This is a genomic window from Anaeromonas gelatinilytica (assembly GCF_016820635.1).
Classification (GTDB): domain Bacteria; phylum Bacillota; class Clostridia; order Tissierellales; family SIT17; genus Anaeromonas; species Anaeromonas gelatinilytica.
The window spans coordinates 64,682-80,921 of sequence record NZ_WSFU01000137.1 but is presented as its reverse complement, the minus strand read 5'-3'; the positions used below and the strand labels follow the sequence as shown (position 1 = coordinate 80,921).

Genomic DNA, 16,240 nt, shown 5'->3' with positions numbered 1-16,240 from the left:
TTGATTACCATAATATATTATACCCATTCAAGATATTTTAAAATATAATCCAATTATTATTTAAAACATCCATCAATCAATGATAAATCAACAATTTGAAAATCTTCATCTACTTTATCCTTAAAATTAACTCTACCAATTTTATTTATAAATTTATCAGCAGTTTGAATACTTTCTTCAATTACCATCAATGAATTGATATCTAGTTCTTCCTTTTCCTTAGAAATTATAACTGATTTATAAGGAGTTTCATTAGGTTTCACACTTCCAGATAATGGATGAGATAATAATTTATGACCCATATGTATACAATCTCTCACCTTTTTCAAAACCTCAATGTAATCTATATCAAAATATTCTACTTCATAATATTTTGAATACTTATTATTTACTAAAATATTATTAGTTATTATTTTTTTCATAATTACCTCCCTCCTATTTAGGAAAAGGTTTATTTTCTCAACTAAAAAAGAACATAGACACCCTAGACGCCTATGCTCTGTTACAAACCTGAGAGATTCTTCCTAATCTAGGAATTGCTCCTTCGGTGCTTTCGCTCTTCAGAGTTCTGTCCAAAAACGGTCCTTTTGCCTGAAAGTTTCATTATAATATGGCTTATTATAACTTACCCCTTCGGCGCCAATACATGGTCTCTTCCGTTTTCTTCATACAGCAATATTAATTTCTATACTCACATTATAATATATTGATATCTTTAATACAATTACTTTTTCATAAAAAAAGCATTTTTTTGTTAAATTTTTATCTATAATTAAAATTTCTCTTATTTTATTTCTATCAACTCATATTTCTTATTCCCTAATCCTATCTCTTCACAGTAATCTAATATTTTTTTTCCATCAATATTATGTATTGATCTAAACTTATCGGTGCCTATTTCATAATCATTGGATAACTTACTATTTTTATTTCCTAAAGCCTGATCAATTAAATCTATACTAGCTTTATCAATAGCTACTGGATCAAAAGAAGCTAGTATACCAATATCATTAACTATAGGTGTATCATTCCAAGGAACACAATCACACAATGGTGTAACATTCATAATAAAATTAATATATCCTATCTTACCTTTCTTATCTTTTACTGCTCCATATGCATATTCAGCCATTTTTTCTAAAAATACATTATCATCTGTCTCCCATTGAACATCTATTGCTCTTTTAGGGCATACAGTAGTACATTCTCCACATCCTATACAAATATCATGATTTATAAATGCTTTTTTCTTCATTTCTATTGCATTCACAGGGCAATTTTTTATACAAATTCCACAAGAGATACACTTTTCTTCAGTAACTCTTGGCTTTGCATCAGAATGCTGTATTTGTTTCCCACTAGCTGAGGCACATCCCATCGCTAAATTCTTTATTGTTCCACCAAATCCAGCCATACCATGTCCTTTCACATGACTTAATACAATCATAGAATTAGAATTATATATATCCCCTGCTATTTTAGCTGTTTTACAATGCTTTTTATTAATTTCAACATCTATAGAATTCTTACTATACACTCCATCTGCTATAATTATTGGGGCATTTACTACCGAATATGCAAATCCATTTTCTATTGCTGTATTCATATGTATTACACTATTCGTTCTACTACCTGTATAAAGAGTATTAGTATCTGTTAAGAATGGATTGGCTCCATATTCCTTAACCTTATCCACAATTTGTCTTACAAAAGTTGGATGTAAATAAGCATGTCTACCTTTTTCTCCAAAATGTACTTTTATTGCAGTTAAATCTCCTTCAGTCAATACATTTTTCATTCCCGATTTTTCAAACAACCTTTTTATCTTATTATGTATGTTATTTCTCTCACTATCAGACCTGAAATTTATAAAATATACATTATCTTTCATACAAAAACCTCCCTATCTTTTATAAATAATATAATATAATATATTATATTATATAAATTTAAAAAATAAAAAGATAAGGTATTTTATACCTTATCTTTTTATTTGGTTTAATTTTTGTGCCTATCTTCTAAAACATCTAAAATATATAGAGCAATATTAGAGGAATGGTCTGCTACTCTTTCTAAATTGCTTATAATATCTAAAAAGACTATTCCTGAACTTGGATTACAAGCTAATTTATTTAATCTATCTATATGATTAGCTCTATAATCTTTCTCTAACTTATCTATCATACCTTCATATTCTATAACTCTTCTAGTAGTATCTATTTCTGCAGTTTTAAAAGCTGTTAATGATAATGCAAAAGCTTCTTCTACACTTTCAAACATATTACTAATTTCAGATATAGCACTATCAGAAAGTTTAATTTTATTATCAATCTTATACTGAGCAAGTTCTGCTATATTATCTGCATGATCTCCTACTCTTTCTAAATCATTAATAGTATTAAATAATGTTGTTACTGTACCATATTGTTCATCTGTTAATGGTGCTCTAGTTAATTCTATTAGATATTCAGTTATATCTTTTTCTAATTGATTAATCCTCTTTTCTTCTTTAAATACTTTCATATTCAACTTCTCATCATCATTATAAAATGCAACTTTTGATAATTCTAAATTTTCTTTAACTATTCTTCCCATTCTCAGTACTTCTTTAGATGCCATTCCTACGGCAATTGATGGGGTTTCAATTATTCTTGAATCTAAGTATTTAAGTCCTATTACATCTTCATCCTCACCAGGAACAATCTTCTTAGCAGTTAATACAATAAGTCCAGCAAATGGGAATTGAACAACTACATTTACTATATTAAATATAGTATGAGCATTGGCAATTTGTCTATTTATACTATCACCACTTATACTTACTATAAAAGATTTCATAGGTGTTAAATATATTAAAAACATAAATAATCCTGTACCAAAAATATTAAATAAAAGATGCATTATTGCAGCTCTTTTTGCAGTTTTATTGGCTCCTATACTAGAAAGTAATGCTGTTACACAAGTACCTATATTATCTCCAAATAATATTGGAAAAGCTATATCAAGTGTTACTAATCCTGATGAAGTAACGGCTAATAATAAACCCATAGATGCACTACTACTTTGTATTGCCACAGTCATAGCAAATCCTACTAATATGCCAAGTAATGGACTTTCTAAACTAATCATAATATCCTTAAACACTTGGGAATCACCTAGAGGTTTTAATGAAGAACTCATCATTGACATACCTAAAAATAATATACCAAATCCGATTAAAACTTCAGCTACTTCTTTGTTCTTTCTTTTAGAAGTAAAAAGCCATATAGCCACACCAATTGCTATTACTATTGGTGCTACATCTGTTAGTTTAAAAGCAATCAATTGAGATGTTATAGTTGTACCTATATTGGCACCCATAATAACACCTATGGCTTGTGTTAATTTCATTAATCCAGCGTTAACAAATCCAACCACCATTACTGTAGTAGCACTACTACTTTGAACTAATGCAGTAACTATAGCTCCGACAACAACCCCCATAAACCTATTATTAGTCAGAACTTCTATTAATTTCTTTAGTCTTTCACCAGCTACCTTTTGCAAACCTGACCCCATTAAATTCATTCCATATAAAAAGAGAGCAAGTCCACCTAAGACTCCAAATAACATTTCCATAATGATCCTCCCACTACTAAGTATTTATAAGCACAATTATTATCATACACTAAAACTTTTCGCCTTTTGTTAAATCAATGTTAAATTTGTTAACTTCATTTTATTTATATTAGCCCATATTTGGAAATCCAATTTGTCTTAAAGCCTCATAAACAACAATATTAACCGAATTAGCTAAATTAAGAGACCTAGCATTCTTATTATTAATCATAGGTATTTTAATACATCTTTCTTTATTTTGATTTAATATTTTTTCTGGAATTCCTTTAGTTTCCTTCCCAAAAATAATATAACAATCATCATGATATTTCATATCAGTGTACAAATTATGTCCTTTAGTTGTGGCATAAAAAAATTTATCCGCTCCTACTTTTTCAACTAGTTCCTCATAATTATCATAATAATATATATCTAATAAATTCCAATAATCTAAACCAGCTCTTTTTAAATGTTTATTATCTAATGAAAACCCAAGAGGTTTTATTAAATGCAATGATGATCCTGTTGCTGCACAAGTCCTTGCAATATTACCAGTATTTTGCGGGATTTCTGGTTCCATTAATACAATATTTATAGCCATAATCTTACCTCCAATTTATCATAAAATTAACTTTTCAATAGCCTTTGCCACTCCATTATTATCATTAGTTTCTGTTACAATATCAGCATATTCTTTTACTAAATCAATACCATTTTCCATAGCAACAGAAGTCCCTGCAAATTCTAACATGGATAAATCATTTTCATTATCTCCAATAGCAATCACTTCTTCCCTACTTATACCATAAATCTTACAAAGTTCCTTTAATGCTTTTCCTTTAGACACACCTTTATACATTATATCTAAACTCCCATGCCATGAACTTACCACTTCTATATTTTCATATAATGATAATTCTTCTCTGATATTAGTAATTTTTTCAATGTCTTCATCCATTATCACAACTTTATATACTTTAACATTATTCTTTTTGATATATTCTACTGGATTTTTTAATACATTTATATTGATTTTATTTTCTTCTTTTTGTTTTTTATTCCATTCATAATACTTTAATGAATTATAATCTAAATCTGTAGTATAAAAATTTTCATTATCATAGAAATGATAATATAAATTATTTTTTTCAAAAATTTCTATCAATTTTTCCATATCCTCTTGATTTATTGGATGTTGTAATAATACATTTTCTCTATCATATTCACTTATATATGCTCCATTACATGCAATTATAGGAGTCATAATTCCAATTAATTTTGCATAATATATTGCCGATGTAAATATTCTTCCTGTAGATATTACAACTTTAACTCCTTTTTCTGTTGCTCTTTTTATAGCTTCTTTATTTTTCTCTGACACTTTTTCTTCCTTATCCAATAATGTTCCATCCATATCTATTGCTATCAATTTATATTTCAAATCTATTCACTCCTCTATTTTATTTTACCCTTACCTATTATATATTTATATAGTATTAATTTCAAAATTCATAACTTTATTTATATTGTCAATTACTAATTCAACTTTATTATTCATAGACTCATCTCATTTTCAGAATTATCTTCCTTTACTAAGATTATATATCATATGCTTGAATTTATAAAATATTTGAAATAATAAAAACTGAATTTTTCATATACAAAAATGAAATTCTTGATTAATGCAATCAAGAATTTCATTTATATCAATTTTAATTTAGTTTTTTTATATAATTTTTCTTCTATTAAATTATATCCACCTAGTAATTCTTCATCAGAAATAGCTACAAATTCTGCTTTTCTATGTTTTTTAGGTTCAATTTCTAATTCTATATCCCTAATATCTTTTATTTTTATTATTATCCATAATGTATTCTTATCTAAAACTGTAGAACTTACATAGTCGTACTTATAAATTTCATTAATTTTTATTTTAACATTATCTATCTTTATACTCATATCATTTATATTTTTAAATAATAAACTTATATACTTTTTATCATATTTTAGTATTTTTTTATCATATTTTAAATTTAGGATATCTTTTAATATTTTAGTACTATATTTAACTAAATCAGAATGATCTTTTTTTAAATAATGCTTATCTATATGTGGCAACTGACTACTATCTACAATTACAGTTCCATCTCCATTTATAGTTTCATTTATTTTAACAGGTTTTCCATCTATCCATTTATCACTATTATTTCTTTTAACTTCTATAGAATCATTTGTTAGAAATCCATATCCAATAATTTGATGAATATTAGCAACTCTATATTTAAGTTTGTAGACTTCTCTATTTAATTTTTCAAGAAAATAATTTTGTTCCTTCATATTTCCAATATCAATATATCTTTTTCTTCCATATCTATCTTTTTTATAGATATAATCTCCATAAAACAATTTAGTAGGTAATAATTGCTTTATAGATGGAAAGCTCCCTTGTAATGGTTTCATCCCATTTTCTTTATAAATCTTTTTTAAATACCATAAATATGAGTTCCAAAATGTTTTGAATAAGAAGTTATTGTGCAATTTCTCATAATATACTTCTCCTCCTTCCCAAAACAAATAAGAAATGGATGCACCACTATTAGGTGTTCCTAACATAATAAGAGTATCTACATCATTTTTATATTTATCTCCTTGAATATATGTCCTTGCAACTAAACCTCCCATACTATGACATATTAAAATCACCTTGTTCATATTTGTGATTGCTTTAGCCTTATTTATCATAGGAATCAAATATTTTTTAGCACTTATATCATTATCAAGTCTCCAATTATAAAAAGATATAAATAAATTTTTATTAAGTTCATAACCATTTTCTATTAAAAATTCTAATAAAGGACTATAAATATCCCTCGAAGGACCAAAACCCAAGGTATTATTATCTCTAATAATACCTTCTCCCCAAGATCCAAACAAACCAGGAATTACTATAATAGGATACTTACCCGAATAATGTATATATTTCATATCTTCACCTCTTCTACTATTATCATATGATAATAGTAGAAGAGGTGTTATATTATTCCTTAGTTTTTTGCCATTGCTCTCTAGCTAAATTTTCTATTCTCATGCTAGTCCCAGGGTTATCTGATATTACTATATTAAACCATTTAATTGCATCCTTCTTATTTCCAATCCTTCTATTAATTTCTCCTATCAAATATTCTACTGTTTTCTTATCAAAAGATGATTTCTTTAAGCTTTCTCTTTCATAAGCATATTTAAATGATTCCATAGCATTTTTCAAAAATCTATTCTCATTGTAAATATCTTCCTTAAAACGATATAACCAAGCTAATCTTAAAACTAAAGAAGCCAAATATATTTTTTTACTATTAATTAATTCTCCACAATAAAGAGCTAATTTATAAGTTTTTTCAGACTGTTCAATCGTTCTTTCATTAGTATAATTTTTATTACTTATTTTCTTAGTTATACCATCTAATATTATTTCTTTATATTTATCTTTAATATCTTCTAATTCAGAATCTAAATATGCAAATCCACATTTATTACATACAACTACTGCATAAATTATTGGATTTTCCCCTCTATAATAAGTCATTAAATCTGAATCTCTTTTTACTGCTCTTAATTTTGATGATTTTACTTTTTTAGTAGTATATTTATTTCCACATACTGGACAAATCAAATTCTTATCATATAATTCTATTATATTTTTTTCAACCATATTACAACTCTCCTAGCTTAATTTCATTCTTTAGGTCCTACTCTAACTATCTTATCTTTTGGTTTATAATAATCATTAGCCCCAATTTCTTTTAAGTAAAACTTTTCCCATATTCTTCATACTTTAATTTTACTTCTTCCTTATTCAATATATCATTTTTTAGCTCTTTTTTTAATAAGTCTATAGCTTCATTTTTTTCTAATCCACTTGCGTGAACATCATTAATCTTAACATTTCCATAAATAATATCTTTATTTAAATATTTTAATCCAAAACATAAAATAAATAGAATAATAAATAAAAGTATCATAACTGATACTTTTATTTATCTATTTTTATATCTATTTGTTTGTTTTTCTTCATAATCGCCCCTTTTAAATGTTATATAATAATATTCCAATAATCTTAATTTTATGAAAGATATATTAGCATATTTTGTATATTATTTACTAATAACATTCTTATAATATAAACAATACTTTATCAATGGGCACTCTTCACATCTAGGTTTTCTTGCTTTACATATTCTCCTACCATGAAATATTAACCAATGATGAGCATCAGACCATAATTCTTTATTTATATTATTCATTAAATCTATTTCTGTATCTTTAACATTATCACTATCAGCAATTCCTATTCTATTAGATACTCTAAAAACATGAGTATCTACTGCAATTGCATCTTCCCCAAATGCGTTACTCATCACAACATTAGCTGTTTTTCTACCAACACCTGGAAGTTTCATTAAATCTTCTCTATTATTAGGTACTTGAGAATCATATTCTTCAACTAATATTCTACATGTATTTAATATATTTTTACTTTTATTTCTATAAAATCCAATACTCTTTATTTTTGCTCCTAATTCTTCTTGATTAAGAGATAAAAAATCCTTAGGTGTTTTATATTTTTTAAATAAATCAGAAGTTACAAGATTTACTCTTTTATCTGTAGATTGAGCTGATAAAATTGTAGCTATAAGTAATTCAAAAGGATTTGTAAAATTTAACTCTGATTGAGCATCTGGATATAAATCCTTAAGTATATCCAAAACTTTATCGATTTCATTCCTATCTAATTTTCCTTTCATTTTCTTCCTCCTTAAAGTATTTCAATTGAATGATTAATCATCTCAACTCTATTATCTCTTTCTATAAAATTCAATACATTTTATATCATACTATTGACATGTTGAATTTCATTCGTAGCACAAGAAAAGCCATAAGATCTACTACATATATCCCAACAATCATAAATTACCCCCTGTTACTGTATTTAAACTTTATTTTACATATCACTAGTATATTATATATTATATAAAAATATTATAAAGAAAAAAGAACACTCCTAAGAGTGCTCCCATTCATTATATAATTCCCATTTCTTTTCCTACTTTTTCAAATGCTGCTACTGCTCTATCTAATTGCTCTTTAGTATGTCCTGCAGTGACCATACATCTTACTCTACCAGTTCCCTTTGGAACTGTTGGAAATACAATAGCAGATACAAATACTCCGTTTTCCTTAAGTTTTTTACTAAATTCCATAGATTTAGCTTCATTTCCTATTATAACTGGAGTTATAGGAGTCTCACTATGCCCTGTATCAAATCCTAATTTACCTAACTTTTCTTTGAAATATTTTGCATTATCCCATAATTTATCGGTATACTCCGTGGTTTCCATTAGCATATTAACTGCTTCAATAATAGCTCCAACTGCTGCTGGTGGTAAAGATGTTGAGAATAATATTGGTCTACCTCTATGATTTAACCATTCTTGGGCAGCTTTACTAGTTGCAACATATCCTCCTATCACACCTATAGCCTTTGATAGTGTACCAATACTAAAATCTACTCTACCATGAAGTCCAAAATGGTCTACAGTACCTCTACCACTTTCTCCTAATACTCCTGAACCATGAGCATCATCAACATATGTCATAGCATTATACTTCTCAGCCAATTCAACTATTTCAGGAAGTTTTGCTATATCTCCATCCATACTAAATACTCCATCAGTAATTATAAGTACATTATTATAATTATCTCTTTTTTCTTTTAATACTCTTTCTAAATCCTCCATATCTGAATGCTTAAATATAGCCTTATCTGCTTTACTTAATTTGACCCCATCTATTATACTAGCATGATTTAATTCATCTGATATAATCAAATCACCTTTTTCAGTAACAGCTTGAATAGTACCAGCATTACAGTTAAATCCTGATTGAAATACCATAACTGCTTCTTCTCTTTTAAATTTAGCTAATACTTTTTCTAATTCTTCATGTATATCCATATTTCCTATAATAGTTCTAACGGCTCCAGAACCTACGCCATATTTTTCTACTGCCTCAATGGCTGCCTTCTTTAATCTTGGATGATTTGCAAATCCTAAATAGTTATTTGAAGATAAATTTATCACTTTTTCTCCGTTTAATACAACTTCAGCTTCGTTAGGACCTTCTAACACTGGTAATTTTCTATATACTCCTTCTTCTTTTAATCCTTCAATTTTTTTCTCCAAAAATTCGTTTTTTGCCATTATAAAACCTCCTTAATTCTTCATATATAAACTGAACTTTTCCACTTTATATCTATATATTCAATATAAAAAATGGTTTTCCTGCTTATATTTCATTAAATATTATAATATCTTATTTTTTAGTAAATAAAAAATATTATTCCCTATTTCTAATTAATATTTCAATCTCTTTCTTATAACCTTCTAATTCATTAGGAGTTTCTAAGAAAAATGGTAAATCTTTTAATTTAGGATGATTTATTATATTAATTATAGCTTCCATTCCTAAAGTTCCTTCTCCTAATTTTTCATGCCTATCCTTATTACTATCAAAATCCATTTTACTATCATTTAAATGAATAGCCTTTAATCTATCTAATCCTATGCTATCATCAAATTCTTGTATTACTCCATCTAAATTATTTACTATATCATAACCAGCAGAATATATATGACAAGTATCAATGCATACTCCTATTTTATCAGAATAATTAACCTTATCTATTATAGACTTTAATTCTTCAAAGTTTCTTCCTATCTCTGTTCCCTTACCAGACATAGTTTCCAATAAAATCCATGTACTTTCTTTTCCAGTTAATACATCATTCAATAATTCAGCTATTCTATTAATCCCATACTCTACTCCTTTGCCAGTATGATTCCCAGGATGAAAATTGTATAAATCACAGGGTATAATTTCAAGTCTATCTAAATCATCTTTAAAAGCCATTTTTGCAAATTCCCATACTTTTTCTTTATAGGATGCAGGGTTCATTGTATATGGAGCATGAGCTAATAATTGACCAAATTTATTTTTTTTCATTATTTTTTGAAGCTTTTTTATATCCTCTAAATCTAGTTTCTTAGCCTTACCTCCTCTAGGATTTCTTGTGAAAAATTGAAATGTATTTCCTCCTATTTTAACAGCTTCTTTAGCTGCATATTCAAATCCTTTTGATATTGACAAATGACTACCTACTATCATTATTTATCACTCCTAATCATATTATTACATCAAATATAAAAACAATTATCATTATAATAGCAATTGTACTATTTAATACTATTCCCAATAAATATCCTACAAAAGTAGCTACACCTATTTTAACAGAATCTTTAAATTTAGTTTTGATAAATAATTCTCCTAATACTGCACCTATAAATTGACCTATTACAAGTCCAATTAAAGAAAAAGATAAAAAACCTACAATTCCCCCAATCACAGCACCTATTATACCATATTTTGATGCCCCTACTTTTTTTGTAGTTATCAAAGAAGCTAAATTCTCTAATATAATCGTTAAGATACCCAAAATACCTAAGATTACTAAGCTAATTATAGATGTTGTTTCAAAACCTGTTATTATTCCATATATTAAAGCAGTAAAAAAAATCAATCCCGAACCAGGTACTATTGGAATAAATACTCCTAAAAATCCAATAAACATTAATACCAATGCTATTATTATTAAAATTATATCCATAAATTATCTCCTCTTTATTATGATTTCAGTTAATATATATAATATCATTAAATCAATTCTTATTTACAATAATTATTATACCCTACAAATGCATTCTAAATATTAACTAATCTATATTCTTATGGTAGAAAATAATGATAACTTCAATTAAAGCCCAATAGAACTTTTTCATTGTGACATTTTAAAATTAGTTACATATCATAATATTAAATATGTCAACTATGAGGAGGATAATATGTTTAAAACTAAATACTCTATTAATAATATTAGAAAACATATGGCTGGAATTAATGAAAATATAAAAATAAAATCATTTCCTCAAAAAGAATATATTAATTTTGATAATGCTGCTAGTACTCCACCATTACTACCAGTAATAAAAGAAATAGAAGATTTTTCTAAACACTACTCAAGTATTCACAGAGGAATAGGAATTAAATCTATTATTTCCACAGAAATATATGAAGAAACTCGAAAAAAAGTTTTACAATTTGTAAATAGTGATACTAAAAAAAACACATGTATATTTGTAAAAAATACTACTGAAGCAATTAACAAATTATCCTATAGATTAAATTTATCTAAGGAAGATGTAGTTCTAATTTCTTTAATGGAGCACCACTCTAACGATTTACCTTGGCGAAATAAATGTAAAAGAATATATATAAAATTACTTAAAAATAATAGACTAGATTTAAATGATTTAGAATATAAATTAAATCATTATAAGAATAAGATTAAATTAGTATCTATTGCTGGAGCATCAAATGTTACAGGTTATATTAATGAAATACATAAGATTGCAGAATTATGTCATAAATATAATACACAAATTTTAGTAGATTGTGCTCAACTCATTCCCCATAGAAAAATAAACATGTCAGGAACAGGTAAAAATGACTATTTAGACTTTATAGCTTTTTCAGCACATAAAATGTATGCTCCCTTCGGAACAGGAGTTTTAATTGGTCCAAAAGATACATTTAATAAAGGTGTTCCTGAATATACCGGTGGAGGTAATATTATAAGTGTAACTGAAAATAATCAATTTTGGACTCATCCTCCCGAAAAAGAAGAAGCTGGTACTCCTAATGTTATAGGTTCATTAGCATTAATGAAATCTATAAATATATTAGAAGAAATAAATATGGAAAATATAAAAAAACATGAAACTATATTAACTAAAAAATTGATTTCTAATTTAAAAACAATACAAAATATCAAACTATATATATCTTTTGATAATATAAATCCTAATAATCATTTAGGAGTAATTTCTTTTAATATTAAAAACATACCTCACAATTTTTTAGCATCATTACTTTCCTTTGAAGGTAATATAGGGGTTAGAAACGGATGTTTTTGTGCTCACCCATATGTACATAGATTATTAAACTTATCTTCAACTGACATAAGAAAAATGCAACAAAAAATGATATTTGGTCAAATTAAAGATGTCCCAGGATTAGTAAGAATTAGTTTCGGTATGTATAATACCGAAAAAGAAATTGATAATTTCATTAAATTTTTAAATCTAATTATTAATAATATAGATGAATATAAAATAAAATATAAATACAATCAAGAATATAACTGTTATTTCCCAAGTAACTTAAAAAAAGAAGATTTACTTAAACACTTAAAATAATGACTTCTATTTAAATAGAAGTCATTATTTTAATATATTAAATTAAAAATTAATTATTATAAAATAAGTTTTCTGTAGAAAATTGAGGGTCACTTGTAATATCTATCCCCAACTTTCTAAAAACTTGTTCATCACTTATACTTAAAATCGTGGTAGAATGAGCCTGAGATCCTTTCAATTCTGATAACCTTTCCATAGCCACTTGGGCTGTTGGATTAGTTGCTGCACATATACTAAGGGCAATCAAAATCTCCTCACAATTAAGTGCTAAATTTTTACTATCTAATGTTTCAGATTTCAACTTCCTAATTGGTTCTAAAATCACCGGTGAAATAAGATGAATTTCATCAGATATGTTTGCAAGACACTTAATAGCATTTAGAATTACTGCAGCGGTTGAATCCATTATGTCAGAACTCTTACCAGTTAATATTGTATTATCATTAAGCTCTATTGCTACAGCAGAACATACTTCATCTTTAGAACAGATTTCCTTTAATTTAGCTGCACGACTCCTTGCTGGAATAACAACTCTTCTATCTTCTTGCTTTAAATTAAGTTCTTCCATGATCAATTTTATTCTTTCCAAAGTATCTTTATCAACATATCCTTTTTTATATTCACATTCAGTTTTAAAATATCTTCTAATTATTTCTTGCCTAGATGCTTCTTTAACAAGTTCATCATCAACTATACCAAAACCTACTCTATTAACTCCCATATCTGTAGGAGATTTATATATTGATTCTTCTCCTGTTATTTTCTCTATAGTTTTTTTCAATAAAGGAAATGTTTCAATATCTCTATTATAATTTACAGCAATTTCATTATAAGCATCAAAATGGAATGAATCAATCATATTTACATCTTTAAGATCTACTGTTGCAGCTTCATAAGCTATATTCAAAGGATGTTTCAGTGGAATATTCCAAACAGGAAATGTCTCAAATTTTGAATATCCCACCATGTTACCTTGCTTGTGTTCATGATAAAGTTGACTAAAACAAGTACCCTGCTTACCACTGCCTGGACCAGGAGCAGTTACAACAACAATAGGCTTTGTAGTTTCAATATATGGATTTTTCCCATAACCTTCATCACTTACAATAGTATCTACATCCGTTGGGTAACCTTTAGTAGATCTATGTTTATAAACTTTAATACCACTACGCTCAAGTTTATTTATAAAAACATTTGTTGCTGGTTGTTCATCATATCTTGTTATCACCACACTATTTATATCCAATTTATATTCTCTTAAATCATCAATTAATCTTAGTGTATCCATATCATAAGTAATACCAAAATCTTCTCTAATTTTATTTCTTTCAATATCACCTGCATATACACAAATAATAACTTCAACTTTTTCTTTTAATTTGTGTAATAATTTAACTTTTGCATTTTCATCAAACCCTGGTAAAACTCTTTTTGCATGTAAATCATATAATAATTTACCACCAAATTCTAAATACAATTTATCATAATGATTCACTCTTTCTAAAATATACTCTGATTGTTCTTCTATATACTTTTCATGATCAAAACCAATCTTCATATTTACTCCTCACTTTATATAATATATTTTTGGTTAAATTTAATAATTAATTAAAAATACTCCACATAGAAAAAGACTATAGCATTATAGCCTATAAAAATAGTTATATTCAATTACCTGTTTTTTATAGTTATTCAACAGATAAACAATAAATATAATTATTATGTAACTTTAACACACTATATTATTTTAAATTATTTCATACCCTATTGTCCAGTATTTATAAAAACTTATAAATTATATTTTATTTATTTATATACTCGCCTATTTTATGTTATAATTTCATTATTAAGTTTTTTAGGATGGAGAGTTTAAAAATGATGAAATTAAGTAGAAATAAATTTAAAAAATTTGATTATTTCTTATTATCTATTATATTGATCTTAACCATATATGGATTTTTTTCTATATATGTTGCAACAGGAGAAATATCATCTCTAAAAAGTCAAATAGTATCTTTTATATTAGGATTAATTGCTATTATAATCATTTGTTTTATTGGTTATGATACCTTTGGTAAACTTTATATCCCAATATATGTATTGTCTAATGCTTTACTTTTGGTAGTTATATTTGCTGGTACTGGTGGAAAGGAATGGGGTGCCGATAGTTGGCTTGTCATAGGTGGTTTCAATCTTCAACCTTCAGAAATAGCTAAAATAGGAATAATTTTATCTTTAGCCAAATTTATAGAAAAAAATAAAAATGATATTAATAACGTTTTTACTTTAATAAAAATTCTAACATTTGCAATTATACCAATTTTACTAGTTGTAGAAAATGATTTTGGTACTGGATTAGTATTTATATTTTTTACATTTATTATGCTTTTTGTTGCAGGAATGAGTTATAGATATATAATTTATTCAGCTATAACAGGAGTAATAAGTTTACCTATACTATGGTTTAAAATTCTAACCTCTTATCAAAAAAACCGAGTATTAGTGTTCTTTGACCCTTCTTTAGATACAATGGACATAGGTTATCATGTAACTCAATCTAAAATTGCAATAGGCTCGGGGCAACTTTTTGGTAGATATTTTTCTGGAGAAGCAAGCTTTGCTAAATTAGAATGGTTACCGGAACAACATACTGATTTTATTTTTGCAGTTATAGGAGAAGCCTTTGGGCTAATTGGTGGAGCTATATTAATACTTTTATTCTTGCTTTTAATATATAGACTAGTAATAATAGCAAAAAATGCAAAGGATTCTTTTGGATCTTTAACTGTAGTAGGAATCACGGCAATGATAACATTTCATGTAATAGAAAATATAGGTATGACAATTGGTCTTATGCCTGTTACTGGTATTCCGCTACCATTTATAAGTTATGGAGGTACTTTTATGCTAGTAAATATGGTATCATTAGGCATCGTATTCAGTATTGCAATGAGAAAAAGTCAAATAAATTTTTAAAGAATACTTTAAGTATTCTTTTTTTATTAATACTTTTTCGTTTTTTATGACAAAATAAATTTAAAGTATTAAAGGAGGTTTGTCATGAAAAAGAATGTTGGAAATCTAGATGCATATATAAGAATTACTGCTGGATTAACTCTTTTTGGATGTGGAATTTTAAAAAATTCAAAATCATCAATGTTTCTTGGCAGCATGAAGGTTGCAGAAGGAATTACTAGATTTTGCCCAATGTTATATATTATGGGTATGAGTACTGATAATAATAAAATGAAATTTAAATTAAAACAACAATAAAA

Annotated in this window: 16 protein-coding genes and 1 riboswitch; of the genes, 3 read left to right on the top strand and 13 right to left on the bottom strand. The window is 26.5% G+C overall.

Features of this window, described 5'->3' with window-relative positions:
• Positions 1-56: 56 nt before the first annotated feature.
• The 12 genes from GOQ29_RS13315 to GOQ29_RS13260 all read right to left on the bottom strand — a co-directional run bounded on the left by GOQ29_RS13315 (position 57) and on the right by GOQ29_RS13260 (position 11,317).
• Positions 57-422 carry a GrdX family protein gene (locus GOQ29_RS13315; RefSeq protein ID WP_203373155.1) on the bottom strand — a complete coding sequence of 122 codons (366 nt, stop codon included), beginning with the start codon at positions 420-422 and terminating at the stop codon, positions 57-59.
• A gap of 147 nt (positions 423-569) precedes the next feature.
• Positions 570-669: riboswitch (glycine riboswitch) on the bottom strand.
• A 115-nt stretch (positions 670-784) separates the two neighbouring features.
• Positions 785-1,891: a DUF362 domain-containing protein gene (locus GOQ29_RS13310; protein WP_203373154.1), complete on the bottom strand. Its 1,107-nt coding sequence runs from the start codon at positions 1,889-1,891 to the stop codon at positions 785-787.
• Positions 1,892-1,998: 107 nt separating this feature from the next.
• Positions 1,999-3,618: a Na/Pi cotransporter family protein gene (locus GOQ29_RS13305; RefSeq protein WP_203373153.1), complete on the bottom strand. Its 1,620-nt coding sequence runs from the start codon at positions 3,616-3,618 to the stop codon at positions 1,999-2,001.
• A gap of 109 nt (positions 3,619-3,727) precedes the next feature.
• Positions 3,728-4,198 (bottom strand): tRNA (uridine(34)/cytosine(34)/5-carboxymethylaminomethyluridine(34)-2'-O)-methyltransferase TrmL, encoded by a 471-nt coding sequence (trmL, locus tag GOQ29_RS13300; RefSeq protein ID WP_203373152.1) that lies wholly within the window; start codon positions 4,196-4,198, stop codon positions 3,728-3,730.
• An 18-nt stretch (positions 4,199-4,216) separates the two neighbouring features.
• A complete protein-coding gene (locus GOQ29_RS13295; protein ID WP_203373151.1) occupies positions 4,217-5,038 on the bottom strand; it encodes a Cof-type HAD-IIB family hydrolase in 822 nt (273 codons plus the stop codon).
• A 260-nt stretch (positions 5,039-5,298) separates the two neighbouring features.
• Positions 5,299-6,582, bottom strand: coding sequence for an esterase/lipase family protein (locus GOQ29_RS13290; RefSeq protein ID WP_203373150.1), 1,284 nt, complete (start codon positions 6,580-6,582; stop codon positions 5,299-5,301).
• A 52-nt stretch (positions 6,583-6,634) separates the two neighbouring features.
• Positions 6,635-7,306 carry a DUF2225 domain-containing protein gene (locus GOQ29_RS13285; protein ID WP_203373149.1) on the bottom strand — a complete coding sequence of 224 codons (672 nt, stop codon included), beginning with the start codon at positions 7,304-7,306 and terminating at the stop codon, positions 6,635-6,637.
• Positions 7,307-7,397: 91 nt separating this feature from the next.
• A complete protein-coding gene (locus GOQ29_RS13280; RefSeq protein WP_203373148.1) occupies positions 7,398-7,616 on the bottom strand; it encodes a hypothetical protein in 219 nt (72 codons plus the stop codon).
• Positions 7,617-7,748: 132 nt separating this feature from the next.
• Positions 7,749-8,399, bottom strand: a complete 651-nt coding sequence (nth, locus tag GOQ29_RS13275) for an endonuclease III (protein WP_203373147.1) — start codon at positions 8,397-8,399, stop codon at positions 7,749-7,751.
• Between the two features lie 276 nt (positions 8,400-8,675).
• Positions 8,676-9,854, bottom strand: a complete 1,179-nt coding sequence (locus GOQ29_RS13270; RefSeq protein ID WP_203373146.1) for a glycine C-acetyltransferase — start codon at positions 9,852-9,854, stop codon at positions 8,676-8,678.
• Positions 9,855-9,990: 136 nt separating this feature from the next.
• Complete coding sequence (locus GOQ29_RS13265) at positions 9,991-10,818, bottom strand: deoxyribonuclease IV (protein WP_207750720.1); 828 nt, start codon at positions 10,816-10,818, stop codon at positions 9,991-9,993.
• Between the two features lie 16 nt (positions 10,819-10,834).
• On the bottom strand, positions 10,835-11,317 hold the full coding sequence (locus GOQ29_RS13260; RefSeq protein ID WP_203373145.1) for a DUF456 domain-containing protein: 483 nt from the start codon (positions 11,315-11,317) through the stop codon (positions 10,835-10,837).
• A 235-nt stretch (positions 11,318-11,552) separates the two neighbouring features.
• Here GOQ29_RS13260 and GOQ29_RS13255 point away from each other — a divergent pair, with 235 nt between their 5' ends.
• Positions 11,553-12,965, top strand: a complete 1,413-nt coding sequence (locus tag GOQ29_RS13255) for an aminotransferase class V-fold PLP-dependent enzyme (RefSeq protein WP_203373144.1) — start codon at positions 11,553-11,555, stop codon at positions 12,963-12,965.
• 49 nt (positions 12,966-13,014) lie between these two features.
• On the opposite strand, the gene GOQ29_RS13250 is transcribed toward GOQ29_RS13255, so the two are convergent.
• Positions 13,015-14,523 carry a DUF1846 domain-containing protein gene (locus GOQ29_RS13250; RefSeq protein WP_203373143.1) on the bottom strand — a complete coding sequence of 503 codons (1,509 nt, stop codon included), beginning with the start codon at positions 14,521-14,523 and terminating at the stop codon, positions 13,015-13,017.
• Positions 14,524-14,840: 317 nt separating this feature from the next.
• On the opposite strand from GOQ29_RS13250, the gene rodA reads away from it, so the two are divergent.
• Both rodA and GOQ29_RS13240 read left to right on the top strand, forming a co-directional pair.
• A complete protein-coding gene (rodA, locus tag GOQ29_RS13245) occupies positions 14,841-15,941 on the top strand; it encodes a rod shape-determining protein RodA (protein WP_203373142.1) in 1,101 nt (366 codons plus the stop codon).
• A gap of 84 nt (positions 15,942-16,025) precedes the next feature.
• Positions 16,026-16,238, top strand: coding sequence for a YgaP family membrane protein (locus GOQ29_RS13240; RefSeq protein ID WP_203373141.1), 213 nt, complete (start codon positions 16,026-16,028; stop codon positions 16,236-16,238).
• Positions 16,239-16,240 lie beyond the last annotated feature (2 nt).